The 15,029-nt window shown below is 72.4% G+C and carries 14 protein-coding genes and 1 pseudogene; 7 read left to right on the top strand and 8 right to left on the bottom strand.

What is annotated here, in order from left to right:
* The first annotated feature begins 192 nt into the window (after nucleotides 1-192).
* Together ELQ39_RS13525 and ELQ39_RS13520 are read left to right on the top strand one after the other, a co-directional pair.
* Nucleotides 193-1,254, top strand: a complete 1,062-nt coding sequence (locus tag ELQ39_RS13525) for an NAD-dependent epimerase/dehydratase family protein (RefSeq protein ID WP_242592025.1) — start codon at nucleotides 193-195, stop codon at nucleotides 1,252-1,254.
* A gap of 14 nt (nucleotides 1,255-1,268) precedes the next feature.
* Complete coding sequence (locus tag ELQ39_RS13520) at nucleotides 1,269-2,324, top strand: lysophospholipid acyltransferase family protein (RefSeq protein WP_190005309.1); 1,056 nt, start codon at nucleotides 1,269-1,271, stop codon at nucleotides 2,322-2,324.
* A 63-nt stretch (nucleotides 2,325-2,387) separates the two neighbouring features.
* On the opposite strand, the gene ELQ39_RS13515 is transcribed toward ELQ39_RS13520, so the two are convergent.
* The 3 genes from ELQ39_RS13515 to ELQ39_RS13505 form a co-directional block, all read right to left on the bottom strand.
* Complete coding sequence (locus ELQ39_RS13515; RefSeq protein WP_190005308.1) at nucleotides 2,388-3,632, bottom strand: DUF5667 domain-containing protein; 1,245 nt, start codon at nucleotides 3,630-3,632, stop codon at nucleotides 2,388-2,390.
* Between the two features lie 250 nt (nucleotides 3,633-3,882).
* Nucleotides 3,883-4,659 carry an ECF subfamily RNA polymerase sigma factor, BldN family gene (locus tag ELQ39_RS13510; RefSeq protein ID WP_078492972.1) on the bottom strand — a complete coding sequence of 259 codons (777 nt, stop codon included), beginning with the start codon at nucleotides 4,657-4,659 and terminating at the stop codon, nucleotides 3,883-3,885.
* A 358-nt stretch (nucleotides 4,660-5,017) separates the two neighbouring features.
* On the bottom strand, nucleotides 5,018-5,929 hold the full coding sequence (locus ELQ39_RS13505) for an HAD family hydrolase (protein ID WP_225644639.1): 912 nt from the start codon (nucleotides 5,927-5,929) through the stop codon (nucleotides 5,018-5,020).
* Nucleotides 5,930-6,044: 115 nt separating this feature from the next.
* Here ELQ39_RS13505 and ELQ39_RS13500 point away from each other — a divergent pair, with 115 nt between their 5' ends.
* From ELQ39_RS13500 to ELQ39_RS13480, 5 genes are all read left to right on the top strand, one after another.
* Nucleotides 6,045-6,317 (top strand): glutaredoxin family protein, encoded by a 273-nt coding sequence (locus ELQ39_RS13500; RefSeq protein WP_242592024.1) that lies wholly within the window; start codon nucleotides 6,045-6,047, stop codon nucleotides 6,315-6,317.
* Nucleotides 6,318-6,605: 288 nt separating this feature from the next.
* Entirely contained in the window at nucleotides 6,606-7,397 is a 792-nt protein-coding gene (locus ELQ39_RS13495) for a redox-sensing transcriptional repressor Rex (protein ID WP_190005305.1), read from the top strand.
* A complete protein-coding gene (locus ELQ39_RS13490; protein WP_242592023.1) occupies nucleotides 7,394-9,103 on the top strand; it encodes a glutamyl-tRNA reductase in 1,710 nt (569 codons plus the stop codon). Before ELQ39_RS13495 ends, ELQ39_RS13490 begins: the two co-directional genes overlap by 4 nt.
* Nucleotides 9,100-10,059 carry a hydroxymethylbilane synthase gene (gene hemC / locus ELQ39_RS13485; RefSeq protein WP_190005303.1) on the top strand — a complete coding sequence of 320 codons (960 nt, stop codon included), beginning with the start codon at nucleotides 9,100-9,102 and terminating at the stop codon, nucleotides 10,057-10,059. Before ELQ39_RS13490 ends, hemC begins: the two co-directional genes overlap by 4 nt.
* Nucleotides 10,056-11,762: a uroporphyrinogen-III synthase gene (locus tag ELQ39_RS13480; RefSeq protein WP_190005302.1), complete on the top strand. Its 1,707-nt coding sequence runs from the start codon at nucleotides 10,056-10,058 to the stop codon at nucleotides 11,760-11,762. The genes hemC and ELQ39_RS13480 overlap by 4 nt, the downstream gene beginning before the upstream one ends.
* A gap of 105 nt (nucleotides 11,763-11,867) precedes the next feature.
* Here ELQ39_RS13480 and ELQ39_RS13475 read toward each other — a convergent pair whose 3' ends face one another.
* The 5 genes and pseudogenes from ELQ39_RS13475 to ELQ39_RS13455 form a co-directional block, all read right to left on the bottom strand.
* The gene (locus ELQ39_RS13475; protein ID WP_225644647.1) at nucleotides 11,868-12,065 is read right to left on the bottom strand and encodes a DUF397 domain-containing protein; all 198 of its coding nucleotides are present in this window, start codon (nucleotides 12,063-12,065) and stop codon (nucleotides 11,868-11,870) included.
* Nucleotides 12,062-12,895: a helix-turn-helix domain-containing protein gene (locus ELQ39_RS13470; RefSeq protein WP_190005300.1), complete on the bottom strand. Its 834-nt coding sequence runs from the start codon at nucleotides 12,893-12,895 to the stop codon at nucleotides 12,062-12,064. Before ELQ39_RS13470 ends, ELQ39_RS13475 begins: the two co-directional genes overlap by 4 nt.
* 81 nt (nucleotides 12,896-12,976) lie before the next feature.
* Nucleotides 12,977-13,153, bottom strand: a pseudogene (locus tag ELQ39_RS13465) (DUF4232 domain-containing protein); the annotation flags it as partial.
* An 82-nt stretch (nucleotides 13,154-13,235) separates the two neighbouring features.
* Nucleotides 13,236-13,763 (bottom strand): SMI1/KNR4 family protein, encoded by a 528-nt coding sequence (locus tag ELQ39_RS13460; RefSeq protein WP_242592022.1) that lies wholly within the window; start codon nucleotides 13,761-13,763, stop codon nucleotides 13,236-13,238.
* 33 nt (nucleotides 13,764-13,796) lie between these two features.
* Nucleotides 13,797-15,023, bottom strand: coding sequence for a hypothetical protein (locus ELQ39_RS13455; protein WP_242592021.1), 1,227 nt, complete (start codon nucleotides 15,021-15,023; stop codon nucleotides 13,797-13,799).
* Between the last annotated feature and the right edge of the window lie 6 nt (nucleotides 15,024-15,029).

Below are 15,029 nucleotides of genomic sequence, written 5' to 3'. Positions count from 1 at the left end.
CGCGAGAGCGTGTCCCAGTGGCCCCCCACCGCGATTCGGTGGGGGGCCACTGCCCGTTGGTGCCCCGTCGCCTTGGTACGTCCGGTGTACGTCCCGGGGATGTTGTCACCTCACGTATCCGCTCGGCATCACAGGGCGACGGCGACCCGGTAGGTTGGCCGTCGGCAGCAGGGTGAGAGGAAGGCGCTGATCTTGGGGAAGGTCGTGCTCGTGACCGGGGTGGCCCGGCAGCTCGGGGGCCGCTTCGTGCGGCGGATCCAGCGGGACCCCGAGGTGGACCGGGTGGTCGCCGTGGACGCGGTGCGGCCCGAGCACCATCTGGGCGGCGCGGACTTCGTCCAGGCGGACATCCGGCAGCCCACCATCGCGCGGGTGTTGGCCGAGTCGGGCGCCGACACGGTCGTCCACCTCGACGTGACGGGCACGCCGCTGGGCGGCGGCGGCCGGGCGTCGCTGAAGGAGACGAACGTCATCGGCACCATGCAGCTGCTGGGCGCCTGCCAGAAGTCGCCGAACATCAAGCGGCTGGTGGTGAAGTCCAGCACCAACGTCTACGGCTCGGCGCCGCGCGACCCGGCGGTGTTCACCGAGTCGACGCCGCCCAAGTCGCTGCCCAGCGGCGGCTTCGCGAAGGACACGGTGGAGGTCGAGGGCTATGTGCGGGGCTTCGCCCGCCGCCGCCCGGACGTCGCCGTGTGCGTGCTGCGGTTCGCCAACATCCTGGGCCCGGCAGCGGACACCCCGCTCGCGTCGTACTTCGCGCTGCCGGTGCTGCCGACGGTGTTCGGCTACGACCCGCGGCTGCAGTTCGTGCACGAGGACGACGTCGTCGAGGTGCTGCGGATCGGCGCGCACGAGCCGAGGCGGGGCACGCTCAACAGCGGGACGTTCAACATCGCCGGGGACGGGGTGCTGCTGCTGTCGCAGTGCTCGCGGCGGCTGGGCCGGCCGACGGTGCCGCTGCTGCTTCCCGCGGTCACCTGGGCGGGGTCGCTGATGCGTACGCTGGGGATGTCGGACTTCTCGCCCGAGCAGATCCGGCTGCTGACGCACGGGCGGGTGGTGGCGACGGACCAGATGCGCGAGACGCTGGGTTTCACCCCCAAGTACTCGACTGCCGAAACGTTTGCGGAGTTCGTGCGCAGCCGCGGTCCGGGGCTGCTGCCGCCGGAGACCGTCGCGAGGGCCGTCGACCGGATCGCCGCGCTGCCCGTGCCGGGCAGCGGCCATGTGCCGGCGCACGGCGCCGACTGAGGAGCGCAGCAACGATGGCGGACGCCAAGGTCATTCCGTTCGACGACGACCACCGCTCCCGCGGGAGTGCCGCGTCGCGCCGCCGTGGTGCGGCCGGCCGGCGCCAGGGCGGGACGCGGCCGCCCGCCGCGGTGGGGGAGGTCCAGCCCCTGCCGGGGACGGCCGCGGCGCGGGAGGATGATCCCGTGACCGGTGAGGACGAGCGGGCGGTGGGCCGCGAGGGCGGTGACGGCGGCCTGGAGCAGCGCATCGCGAGCGGGCTGGCGTTCCTGCGCCGCCGCCTCACCGGGGACTACGAGGTCGACGACTTCGGCTACGACGAGGAACTCACCGACCAGGTCCTGATGTCGCTGCTGCGCCCGATGTACGAGAAGTACTTCCGGGTCGAGGTGAAGGGCATCGAGAACATCCCGTCCGAGGGCGGTGCGCTGATCGTCGCCAACCATTCCGGGACGGTCCCGGTGGACGGGCTGATGATGCAGGTCGCCGTGCACGACCACCATCCGGCCGGGCGTCATCTGCGGCTGCTGGCGGCGGACCTGGTGTTCGTGCTGCCGGTGGTGAACGAGCTGGCGCGGAAGCTGGGGCACACGCTGGCCTGCGCGGAGGACGCCGAGCGGCTGCTGGCGCAGGGCGAGTTGGTCGGGGTGATGCCGGAGGGCTTCAAGGGCATCGGCAAGCCCTTCTCCGAGCGGTACAAGCTGCAGCGGTTCGGGCGGGGCGGGTTCGTGTCGACGGCGCTGCGGCACGGGGTGCCGATCGTGCCGTGCTCGATCGTCGGGGCGGAGGAGATCTATCCGATGATCGGGAACGCGAAGACGCTGGCGCGGCTGCTGGGCTTCCCGTACTTCCCGCTCACGCCGACGTTCCCCTGGCTGGGGCCGCTGGGGGCGATTCCGCTGCCGACGAAGTGGACGATCCAGTTCGGGGAGCCGATTCCCACGGAGGGATATCCGCCGGAGGCGGCGGAGGATCCGATGCTGATGTTCAACCTGACCGACCAGGTCCGGGAGCAGATCCAGCACACGCTCTACAAGCTGCTGGTGCAGCGGCGGTCGGTGTTCTTCTGAGCTTTCCGTGACCCCGTGATGTGCACTGTGGGCGCCCCTCGCCGGCGAGGGGCGCCCACAGTGCTACTCCCGGTCCTCCGCGTCGATGCCCAGACCCGGGAGCAGCCCGGGTAGGAGAGGTGGGAGCGTGACGTCGGGGGCGGGAGGCCGGGTGGCCGAGCCCGTAGGCGGCGACGTACTGCTCTGGCCGCTCTCCTGGGGTGGGTCGAGGAGGCCGCCGGTGTTGCCGCCGAGCAGGCCGTCCTTCTCGCGCTCGGTGTCTGCGGAGCCGGTCGGTCCCGCGCTGCCCGCCTCGCCCGTGCCGGAGCCGTCCCGCCCGGTGCCGGGGGACGTCGAGGGCTCGGCCGCCGACGGGGCGTCGGAGGCCGGGGCGGAGCCGCCGCGCCGCTTCCCGTCGTCCGCCCCGTCGCTCGGCGACTGCGGCAGCAGGGACTGCAGCGGGGCGACGTCCTCGTCTATGGCGTCGAACACCGACGTGACCTGCTCACTGACGTCACCGAGCTGCACGGGGAGCCGGTCGCGCAGACTGCCCCAGGTGTCGCGGTGGGAGCGGGAGAAGGAAGAGAGCGCCTGCATGGGGCCGAGGGAGTCCGGGTTGCGCTCGTAGGCCTCGCGGAGCAGGCGGTGGCCCTCCGAGGCGTCGTGCCGCATGGCGGACAGGGCGCGGCGGATCTCGTTCAGGGACTCGTGGTCGAGGGAGCCGGCGCGGTCGCGCTCCATCAGCCGGCGGGCCTCGCCGAGCCGGGTGGAGGCGTGGTCGAGGTAGACCCGGCCGCGCTCGTCGTCGCCGTCGGCGAAGGTGAGCTTGACGTCCTCGATGCCGCGCTTGAGTCCGTAGAGGGAGTCACCGGGGAGGGCGTCGGAGCTGGCGGCGGCGACTCCGCCGAGGGCGCCGGCGGCGACGCCGACGGTGAGTCCGCCCGCGGTGAGCCCTTTGGCCAGCCGCGACCGCGGACGCAGTCTGCCCAGTGGGGTCGCCCGGTGGGCGCCCTTGCCACGGCGCGAGCGCTGTTCGGGAACGGCCCGGTCCGTCGCCTCGCCTGCGGCGGTGCCCTCCTGGAGCATGGCCTCGAACGCGGCCACCAGCTGGGCTCGCTGGACGACCTTCACCTCGGGGTCGAGTTCCGGCCGGGGCAGCGCGCGAAGACCTGAGGCCAGCGTGAGCAGCTGGGCCTGTTCGGTCTCGGCGGCGGCCGCGGCCGGTGCCGGTCCTTCGGTTCGCTCGGCCGCCGTGCCCCGGTCGGACTGCTCCTCCAGGGCCTGGGCGAAGGCGTTCGCCCGCCGGTGCGCCGATACGTTCGCGATCACTGGCGGCACCTCCTCTCGTCATGACGGTCGACTCCCCAGGGGGTCTGAGGGTTCCCGTGCCCGGACGACGCCACACGATCGGGTGAGCGGGGCCGGTCAGGGGGTGACCACAGGGAGCCTGTATCCCGCACAACGACGGGCGCGGCACTTGGGTTACGGACACCGGTGGCCCGATTGAGGATTCCAACCGGGTTTCACTCGGCGTGAGTTGAGCGTGGCTCGCTGTGCTCCGTCCGGTGGACGGGCGGGGTCAGCGGGCGTCGTCCGGGAGGAGCCGGGCGAGGGTGCGGACGGCCCGGTACTGGAGGGTCTTGATGGCGCCCTCGTTCTTGCCCATGACGCGGGCCGTCTCGGCGACGGACAGCCCCTGGAGGAATCGGAGCGTGACGCACTCCTGCTGTTGGGGGTTGAGCCGACGTACGGCTTCGAGGAGGGCGGCGTTGGACAGGGACTCGAGAACGGAATCCTCTGGGGAGCGCTCGACCTCGTTGGCGTCGAGCATCTCCCCGGTGGTGACCTCGAGGCGGAAGCGGCTGGACTTGAAGTGGTCGGCGACGAGGTTGCGGGCGATGGTCACCAGCCAGGCGCCGAAGTCGCGGCCCTGCCAGGTGAAGGTGCCGATGCGGCGCAGCGCCCGCAGAAAGGTCTCGCTGGTGAGGTCCTCGGCGGTCGCCTTGCCGCCGACGCGGTAGTAGATGTAGCGGTAGACGGTGTCGCTGTACTGGTCGTAGAGCCGTCCGAAGGCCTCCGCCTCGCCGGCCTGGGCGCGCTCCACGAGGTCCATCATCCGGGCGCTGTCGCTGTCGGCGGCGGGACGGCGGGCAGCGGGAGCGCCGGACGGGCGTCCTCGTCTGCCGACCGCGGCCGTGCCCTCGGCGAGGGCGTAGCACGGGCCGGCGGGGACGGCGGCGAATGCGGGGACGGCGTGCGCGGGGGGGACGATTCCGCGCAACATGTCTCGGGCTGTCGCGACTGTCGCGCGCAGCGTAGCCAGGCCCGAGGCGTCAACCCCGACGTGTGGGTACACGGGACTCCCAGAGGCAGAGCTTCCATCACGTGCAGTGCGGGGCCGTTCACCCGTCGTGACGAAGGGGTGGTCCCGGATTGCGTCTGAGGAGAATAACGCTTCGTACAGGCCCTGCTACACCGAGTTGCTCAAATCATCGATTACGTCGCTTCTGTAACCGATCGACGCATGTTCAGGCATGAGGAGCTGACCGGTTGGTGACCGGAAGCTTTCGAATTCCGGATAAGTCCGGGGCGAGTTGTGGCCGTGTGCAGCCAAGAGGACTGATCGGGCCGGTTGCGGGGTACGGCAGTCGGTTCGGGCGTGTCGTGGCCCGGCCCGGTCACAGCGGGCACGCGCGGGCCCGGCCGCGGGGGTGTCAGCGGCGCTTGCGGTGCAGGGCGATGGCGGCGGCCGTGCCCCCGGCCACCGCGCCCACGCCGGCGGCGGCCGGGATGCCGACCTTGGCCGCCTTGCGGCCGGTGCGGTAGTCGCGCAGCCGCCAGTCCATCTGTCGCGCGTGCTTGCGCAGCTTGGAGTCCGGGTTGATCGCGTAGGGGTGGCCCACCAGCGACAGCATCGGGATGTCGTTGTGCGAGTCGCTGTACGCGGCGCACCTGGTGAGGTCGAGCCCCTCGGCCAGGGCCAGGGCGCGGACCGCCTCCGCCTTCGCGGGACCGTGCAGGGGCTCGCCCACGAGTTTGCCCGTGTACACGCCGTCGACCGACTCGGCGACGGTGCCCAGGGCGCCGGTCAGGCCGAGGCGGCGGGCGATCACCGTGGCGATCTCCACCGGGGCGGCGGTGACCAGCCACACCCGCTGGCCCGCGTCGAGGTGCGCCTGGGCCAGCGCCCGGGTGCCGGGCCAGATCCGCTCCGCCATGTACTCGTCGTAGATCTCCTCGCCGATGGACTGCAGCTCGGAGACGCGGTGGCCCTGGACGATGGAGAGCGCCGAGTCGCGCGCCTCCTGCATGTGCTCGGGGTCCTCGACGCCTGCCAGCCGGAACCACGCCTGCTGCCAGGCGAACCTGGCCAGCTCGCGGGTGTCGAAGAACTTCCGCTTGTACAGGCCCCGCCCGAAGTGGAACAGGGCGGCGCCCTGCATGACGGTGTTGTCCAGGTCGAAGAACGCGGCGGCCTGTTCGTCACCGGGTACCGGGAACGCGGGTTCGCGTTCGGAAACTTCCTGGGTGGACTTGCGGGCGGCCTCCGCCGAGGCCTCGCCTGCCAACACGCTCCGCGCCGTGGCGGAGCGCCTACGGGGAGTGAGCCATCCGAGAGCGGCCATGGCGTGAGCATAGCCAGTGCGCCCGCCCGTTCCGGTGCCGAGAGGTCGCCACGTCGTGAACTCTGCGTGTCCCGGGCGGTGCGGCGGCCTTGTCCCGCGCGGGACAATGGCCCGCATGAGCCCTCTCTTCCGCCGCGCCGGACCCCCGCGGGACCGGCTCGTGACGCTGATCCGCAAGCCCGGCTGCCATCTGTGCGACGACGCGCAGGTGGTGGTGGAGAAGGTGTGCTCCGAGCTCGGGGTGCCGTGGGAGCGCAAGGACATCACCGAGGACCGGGAGCTGTACGAGCAGTACTGGGAGCAGATCCCGGTGGTGCTCGTCGACGGACGGCAGCACACCTTCTGGCGCGTGAACGAGGACCGTCTCCGCAAGGCCCTGGGTGACTGACCGGCCAGTTCAATCTGGCGGAAATTCGCTTAGGATCGATGGTGTCTTGGTCTCGGGGGCGGGATTCACAGAGGAGAGTGTGCGGTTTTGCCCCCGGAAGCGAAGGAGCGGCGGCGCAGGCGCGCCGGTTCCCCCCGCGTGCGCCGGGGGCGCGTGACCCCGGTCACGTTGGCCGGGCAAATCGGACACAATCTTTGTGCACGCGTTCACAAAGACATAGCCTGCATTCGACGGGGCGGTCCGGGGACGTATGACCGCCTGAAGCCCCGCTCTACCCGCAGGAGCACCGTGGCAACTGGCCGAACTCACCGACCGGCGACCCGTAGCCGAGGGATTCCCGAGGCCACCGTCGCCCGGCTTCCGCTGTACCTCCGCGCCCTGACCGCGCTCTCCGAGCGCTCGGTGCCCACGGTCTCCTCGGAGGAGCTGGCGGCCGCCGCGGGTGTCAACTCCGCGAAGCTGCGCAAGGACTTCTCCTACCTGGGTTCCTACGGCACCCGGGGCGTCGGCTACGACGTCGAGTATCTCGTGTACCAGATCTCCCGCGAACTCGGCCTCACCCAGGACTGGCCGGTTGTGATCGTAGGAATCGGTAACCTCGGCGCCGCCCTCGCCAACTACGGAGGGTTCGCCTCCCGTGGTTTCCGGGTCGCCGCGCTGATCGACGCCGACCCCGCGATGGCCGGAAAGCCCGTCGCCGGCATCCCCGTGCAGCACACCGACGAGCTCGAGGCGATCATCCGGGACAACGGCGTGTCCATCGGTGTCATCGCCACCCCGGCCGGCGCCGCCCAGCAGGTCTGCGACCGGCTCGTCGCCGCCGGCGTCACCTCCATCCTGAACTTCGCGCCGACCGTGCTGACCGTCCCGGACGGCGTCGACGTGCGCAAGGTGGACCTCTCCATCGAGCTGCAGATCCTCGCCTTCCACGAGCAGCGCAAGGCCGGCGAGGAGGCCGCCGCCGAGGTCACCGCCGCGCAGGCCGCCGGCAGCACCAACACCGCCGTCGCCGCCAAGCGCGAGGGCTCCGCCACCGACCAGGGGCCCGACGGGGACGTACCCGCCGTGATGCCGGCATGAGTCTCCTCGTCGTCGGACTGAGCCACCGCAGCGCCCCGGTCAGCGTGCTGGAGCGGGCGTCGCTGAGCGCGGAGGCGCAGACCAAGCTGCTGCAGGACACGGTCGCCGCGGAGCCCGCCTCCGAGGGCGCGGTCCTCGCCACCTGCAACCGCATCGAGCTGTACGCCGACGTGGACAAGTTCCACGCCGGTGTCGCCGAGCTGTCCACGCTGCTCGCCCAGCACAGCGGCGTCGGCCTGGAGGAGCTCACTCCTTATCTTTATGTGCACTACGAGGACCGGGCCGTCCACCACCTGTTCTCGGTGGCCTGCGGACTGGACTCGATGGTCGTGGGCGAGGGACAGATCCTCGGCCAGATCAAGGACTCGCTGGCCCGCGCGCAGGCGACGCACACCGCCGGACGGCTGCTGAACGACCTGTTCCAGCAGGCGCTGCGGGTCGGCAAGCGCGCCCACTCCGAGACCGGCATCGACCGCGCCGGGCAGTCCCTGGTCACCTTCGGCCTGGAGCAGCTCGCGCTCGGCACCCCCGTTACGTCCTGGGCCCGCGGCAAGAAGGCCCTCGTCATAGGCGCCGGGTCGATGTCCTCGCTGTCCGCGGCCACGCTCGCGCGCGCCGGGGTCGCCGAGGTCGTGGTCGCGAACCGCACGCCCGACCGCGCCGAGCGGCTGGTACGGATCCTCACCGAGGGCGGCGACACGGACGTGACGGCCCGCGCGGTCCCGATGACATCGGTGCCGTTCGAGCTGACACGTGCCGATGTGGTCGTTTCCTGCACCGGTGCGACCGGCCTGGTGCTGACCGGCGACATGGTGGCCGCGGGTGTCGAGGGACGCGTCGACGCGACGCCGGTCGTCGACCTGGACGCCGTCGCCGAGGAGGACGCCCGCGAGAGCGCCCCGGTCGCGCAGCCGCCCGCCGAGGACGGCTGCCCGGTGGACCTGCCCACGGTGCGGCCCGGCTTTTCCGTCATGGGGGAGGCGGCCGTCGCCGGGATGGACGCGGCCACGCTGGAGCAGCACGGCGCGTGGGCGGCGGGTTCCGCCGTCGAGCGCCGGGACGCCGCCCGCGGCACCGGACCCGAGGCGGACGCCGAGGTCATCGGCGCGCTCGCCGCGGCCGCGTCCGCGATCGGCCGCATCCCCGAGCGCCGGCGGCCCGAGCCGGTGGACGTGCCGCAGCGCCCCGAGCCCGTGCTCTTCCTGCTGGACCTCGCCATGCCGCGGGACGTCGACGCGGCGGCCCACCGCCTGCCCGGCGTGCGGCTCGTCGACATCGAGTCGCTCGCGGAGGCGTCCGCGGACGCTCCGATGGCTGCCGATGTGGACCAGGTCCGGCGTATCGTCTCCGACGAGGTCGCCGCGTTCGGGGCGGCACAGCGGGCGGCGCACATCACGCCGACCGTCGTCGCCCTGCGGACCATGGCGGCCGACGTGGTGGCCGGAGAGATGGCCCGCCTGGAGGGGCGGCTCCCCGGCCTGGACGACAAGCACCGCGCGGAGATCACCCAGACCGTGCGACGGGTGGTCGACAAGCTGCTGCACGCCCCGACGGTCCGGGTCAAGCAGCTCGCGGCCGAGCCCGGCGGGGCCGGGTACGCGGACGCGCTGCGCACCCTGTTCGACCTCGACCCCGAGACGGTGGCCTCCGTCTCCCGCGCCGAGGAAAGCACCGAGAAGAACGCAGAGAACCGAGGGCCGGGATGACTGAGAAGGCACTGAGGCTGGGGACCAGGCGGAGCAAGCTCGCCATGGCCCAGTCCGGGCAGGTGGCGGATGCCGTGAGCCAGGTGACCGGACGGCCCGTCGAGCTCGTCGAGATCACCACGTACGGCGACGTCTCGCGTGAGCACCTCGCGCAGATCGGCGGCACGGGCGTCTTCGTCGCCGCGCTGCGGGAGGCGCTGGCGCGCGGCGAGGTGGACTTCGCGGTGCACTCCCTGAAGGACCTGCCGACCACCCAGCCCGACGAGCTGGTCGTCGCCGCGATACCGGTCCGCGAGGATCCGCGGGACGTGATCATCGCGCGGGACACGCTGAAGCTCGCCGACCTGCCGCGCGGGGCGCGCATCGGCACCGGTTCGCCGCGCCGCATGGCGCAGTTGAACGCGTACGCGCGCAGCCACGGCATGGACATCGAGACGGTCCCGATCCGGGGCAACGTCGACACCCGCATCGGGTACGTCACCAAGGGCGACCTGGACGCGGTGGTGCTGGCGGCCGCCGGGCTCAACCGGGTCGGCCGCAGCGACGAGGTGACCGACTTCCTGTCGGTCGACACGGTTCTGCCCGCCCCCGGCCAGGGGGCACTGGCGGTCGAGACCACCGCGGACAACGCGGACCTCATCGCCGCGCTCGCCCAGCTCGACGACCCGTTCACGCGGGCCGCCGTGACGGCCGAGCGGTCACTGCTCGCCGCCCTGGAGGCCGGCTGCAGCGCACCCGTGGGGGCGCTCGCCGACCTTCTGGTTGACGGGCAGATTGTCAAGGAAATGCGCCTGCGGGGCGTCGTCGGCACGACCGACGGTTCCACGCTGGTGCAGCTGTCCACCACCGGTCCCGTGCCCGAGACGCACGAGGCGGCGACGGCGCTCGGTCGCGAACTCGCCACCGAGATGCTTGCGCAGGGCGCGGCCGGTCTGATGGGGGAGCGAGCACTTTGAGCCCCACCACTCTTCCCGCCCCTCCGGAACAAGGGCACGTCACCTTCCTCGGTGCCGGACCCGGGGATCCGGGACTGCTGACCCTGCGCGCCGTGGAGGCCCTGGCGAACGCGGACGTCCTCGTCGCCGAGCACGACGTGCTCGATGTCGTACGGACGCACGCCAGGCAGGGCGTCGCCGAGGTGCACACGGACGCGGACACGACTGCGTCGTCCACGCCGGGCACGGGCACGCCCCAGCTGACGGTCGTTGACGGCGCGTCAACAACCGCCGGTGTCCCCGTGAATAGGGATGCCGCACATCTTGTCATGGAGGCCGCGCGGGGCGGCAAGCGGGTCGTCCGTGCGGTGTCCGGCGACCCCGGCCTCGACGCGTACGCCGCCGAGGAGATGCTGGCGTGCGCCTCGGCCGGGGTGCCGTTCGAGGTCGTGCCCGGTGTCGCCACCGCGGTCGGCGTGCCCGCGTACGCCGGTGTGCCGCTGCGGGACGCGCAGGGCACCGACGTGCGGTTCGTCGACGCGCGCACGGCGTCCGACCGGTGCTGGACGGAGGTCGGCGCCTCCGACGGCACGGTGGTCGTCTCCACCACGCTGGACTCGGTGGCCGCCGCCGCGGGCGAACTGGTGTCCGCCGGACGTAAGCCCGACACCCCCCTGACGGTGACCGTCGCGGGCACCACGACCCGGCAGCGCACCTGGACGGCGACGCTCGGCACGATCGCGCAGACGCTGAAGCAGGCGAAGGTGCTGCCCTCCCCGGAGGGCGCACGGCCCGTGATAGCCGTGGTCGGTGAGCGTTCCGCCGCCGCCCAGCGGGACCGGCTGGCGTGGTTCGAGTCCAAGCCGCTGTTCGGCTGGAAGGTGCTCGTGCCGCGCACCAAGGAGCAGGCGGCGTCGCTCTCCGACCAACTGCGGTCCTACGGGGCCGTGCCGCACGAGGTGCCGACCATCGCGGTCGAGCCGCCGCGCACCCCGCAGCAGATGGAGCGCGCGGTCAAGGGCCTGGTCACCGGCCGCTACGAGTGGATCGCGTTCACCTCGGTCAACGCGGTCAAGGCGGTCCGCGAGAAGTTCGAGGAGTACGGGCTCGACGCCCGCGCCTTCGCCGGGATCAAGGTCGCGGCGGTGGGCGAGCAGACCGCGAAGGCGCTGATCGCCTTCGGCGTGAAGCCGGACCTGGTGCCGTCGGGTGAGCAGTCGGCTGCCGGTCTGCTGGAGGACTGGCCGCCGTACGACCCGGTCTTCGACCCGATCGACCGTGTCTTCCTGCCGCGCGCCGACATCGCGACCGAGACGCTGGTCGCGGGGCTCATCGAGCTGGGCTGGGAGGTCGACGACGTCACGGCGTACCGCACCGTGCGCGCCTCGCCGCCTCCGGCGGAGACCCGCGAGGCGATCAAGGGCGGCGGCTTCGACGCGGTGCTGTTCACCTCGTCGTCGACGGTCCGGAACCTGGTGGGCATCGCAGGCAAGCCGCACAACGTGACGGTGATCGCGTGCATCGGCCCGGCCACGGCGAAGACGGCCGAGGAGCACGGGCTGCGGGTGGATGTGATGGCTCCCGAGCCGTCGGTCCACAAGCTGGCCGAGGCCCTCGCCGACTTCGGCGCGCGGCGCCGGCTGGCCGCGCTGGAGGCGGGCGACCCGGTCACCCGCCCGAGTGAGCGGCGGCCGGGGGCGCGGAGGCGTCGGTCGACGACGTGAGGTGAGCCGGGGTTCGTGACGGCGGGGCGTGTCCGTGGACACGCCCCGCCGTCGTGCGTCCGGGGCAGCCCCCTACGGTGCGGGTCGTCCTCGACGGGAGGCCGTTCAGCGGCGGTTCGAGGCGTAGGGGAGGAAGGCCGCCCAGGCGGTGGGGGCGAGGGTGAGGCGGGGGCCTTGGGGGGTCTTGGAGTCGCGGACGAGGATGTGGACGGGGGTGGCGGCTACTTCGACGCAGTCGGGGCCCTCGTCCGTGCTGTAGCTGCTCTTCGTCCACACGGTGTGTGTGTCGGCCTTGAGGGTCATGTCTCTCCCAGCACTTTCTCGATGAGGGCCAGTGATTCCCGCGGGCTGAGAGCCTGCGCCCGGATGGCTCCGTAACGCATGTCGAGGAGCTGTACTTCCTTCCGGTCGGTGACCACACGGCTGATGTGCTGTACCTCCAGGTGCCCGACCGTGGTGCCGTCCCTGAGCCTGAGCAGCCGGAACGATCCGGCGAGGCCCGGGTTCTCCTCATGGCTCAGCGGGAGCACCTGAAGATCGACGTGGGGGAACGTGCCGACGGTCAACAGGCGTTCGAGCTGCCCGCGCATCACCATCCTGCCCCCGAGGGGCCGGCGAAGCGTCGACTCGCACTGGACGAAGCTGAACAGAGGACGGGACGTCGTCTCGCCGATGATCTCCTGGCGGGCGACGCGGGCGGACAAGCGCTGTTCGAGTTCGTCCGCGGTGAACGGAGGCCGCCGCGCACTGAAGACGGCGCGGGCGTAGTCCGGCGTCTGCAACAGGCCGTGAATCACGGAGTTGTTATAGGCACCGAGCTCGACAGCTTCGGCCTCCAGCTTCTTCAGGTCGCGCACGGTCTTGGGGTACCTGATCTCCGCGACATCCCTCGCCATCGCGGAGATCTTCCCGCCGGCGCCCAGCGCCGCGTCGACCGCGTCCAGATACTCAGGGCGAGGAATGCGCCGCCCCCGCTCCACCGAGGAGACCAGTTCCTCGCCGTAGCCGATGGCCGCGCCGAACTCGGCCTGCGTGAGGCCGGCCGCCTCCCGCCACAGCTTGAGCTGCCGTACGACCGTGCGCATGACGGCCCCGGCCTCCTCGTCGCCCAGCCACGCTTCCCACCCGCTCATCCCCGCCGCCCTTCTGGTCGCGCGCCCTTGCCAGGAACAACGCGGGTCCGACGGCCCGGGTCACCCAGGTGACTCGGGTGGTCAGCCGCCCTGGCCCGCGCCGCCGACGGGGCCGACCTTCACCGGGGCGCCGGAGCCGTCCGTGACGGGGAGGGAGGCGGTGCCCGGCCAGTCGAGGGTGACGGACTTGGTCTCGTTCGGCGGGGTGACGACCAGGCCCGTGACGCGGGCGCCCGAGCCGCCGGAGTCGTTGACGGGCGCCACCTCGTCCACCGTTTCGCCCGGACGGGCTCTCGTACGCGTCTGTGACGCACGTGACCCGGTGGTGACGCCCTTGAGGTCAGAGGCGCAGGTCGCCGACGAAGGACGGGAAGTCCGGGAACTCCCCGCGGGCCTCCGCCTTGATCGTGCGGGGCTCGCGGCGCGGTGTGGTGGCGTGAAGGGCGGCCAGATCCGGGAGCGCCCCCTCGGGGTGAGGGGTGTCCTCGTCGAGGACCACTGCCTCCCAGGGGCCGATGCCGTCGGCGAGCAGCCACAGGAAGTCGGAGAGGTTGCCGGCGACGACCCCGCACTCGCCCTCGGAGCCGAGGAAGACCACGGGCTGCTCGGCGAGGGGGCGGCCGGGGCGGGCCCGCCAGAGTGCGGCGAGGCCGCCCGAGCCGTCCTGGCCGAAGATGCGGAGGGCGGAACCGTCCGCGTCCGGGTTCCCCGTCCAGTCCCGCACCCAGGCCGTGGTCTCCTCGGCCGGGCAGAACTCCTCGTACGGCTCGAAGTCGATGCCCTTGCCGTCCGCGTAGTCGACGGGAGCGCGGGCCAGGTCGGCCAGGGCGGGCGGGAGACGGCGGTCGTCGCCGGTGGTGTCGGTCATGCGCGGAACCGTAGTCGCCCGCACCGACACCCATCACCGACGCGGTGACCCGGGCGCGGCCTTCAGGGCGCGGGTGCGGTCGACGTACGGGCGGGAGGCGACCGTCACGCACACCGACACCGCCGCCAGCGCCGTGATCGTCACCGTCGGGGAGAGGACCTGCGCCGTCGCTCCCGCGATCGCCGCGCCGATGCCCTGCCAGGTCATGCGGCCCGCCGACTCGACGCCCTGCACCTGACCGCGCACCTGCTCGGGTGTGAGGGCGAGGAGCCGTTCCTGGAGGGGAAGTGTGGCCGCGAAGCCCGCGCTCGCGACGAACACCGCGACCGCCGCGACAGGCGTCGGCGGGTGCAGCGCGAAGAGGAGGTACGGGGCGGCGAGCAGCAGGCGCAGGGGGAACGCGCAGCGGCGTCGCCATGCGGCGGTCAGCAGGCGGCCGACGGTCAGGTCGCCCAGGAGCATGCCGCCCGATGCGGCGGCCAGCAGGACACCCGCGTTCTCCCCGGCGTACGGGATGAACAGGGCCTCGCAGCCCACGATCAGGCCGTTGGGCACCCACAGGTTGAGGAGCAGGGCGCGCGGGCCGCCACGGGAGAGAAGGGCCGCGTTGGCCGTCCATGTCTCGCGCAGGCCGGGGCGGCGAGGCGGACGGACGGAGCGTTCCCGTACGGTCGCCGCCGTCACGGCGAGAGCGGCCGCCGTCAGTGCCCCTGCCGCGAGGAACAGGCCCTGCGGGGTGAGGTGGCGCAGCAGCACCGCGCCGAGCGTGAAACCGAGGACGGAGGTGCCGCCCGCGGTGATGTTCATCAGCGAGCGGGCCGGGACGTAGGCGGAGGCGGGCACCACCTCGGCGAGCAGGCCCATGCGCGTCCCGGTGTTGAGGGACTGGAAGAAGCCGAGCAGCAGGAGCAGGGCGAAGCGGGCGGCGAGCGGCATGCCGGGGACCGCCTGCGCGCAGGCTCCCGCGAGGGCGACGCACTGGAGCGCGACCAGGGTGCGGCGCGGACGGCTGCCGTCCGCGACCGACATCAGCGTGGTCGCGCCCAGCACGGTCGCGAAGGTCGCGCCGTACATGCTCACGGCGGTGAGGAACGGGGAGCCGGTCGACCGGTCGACGAGCGTGCCGAGCGCGAAGCCGGAAAGGGTGCTCGCGCCGACGGTGAGCGTGAAACCGGCGTACAGGCCGGCGAACTCGCGGTTGCGGAGCAGGGCTCGGTAACCGGGCCGGGGGTCAGGTGCGTTGGTGTCGTCCGAAGGCATGAAAAA

The organism is Streptomyces sp. GB4-14 (assembly GCF_022696125.1).
Taxonomy (GTDB): Bacteria; Actinomycetota; Actinomycetes; order Streptomycetales; family Streptomycetaceae; genus Streptomyces; species Streptomyces werraensis.
This window is presented reverse-complemented; position numbering and strand designations above follow the sequence as displayed.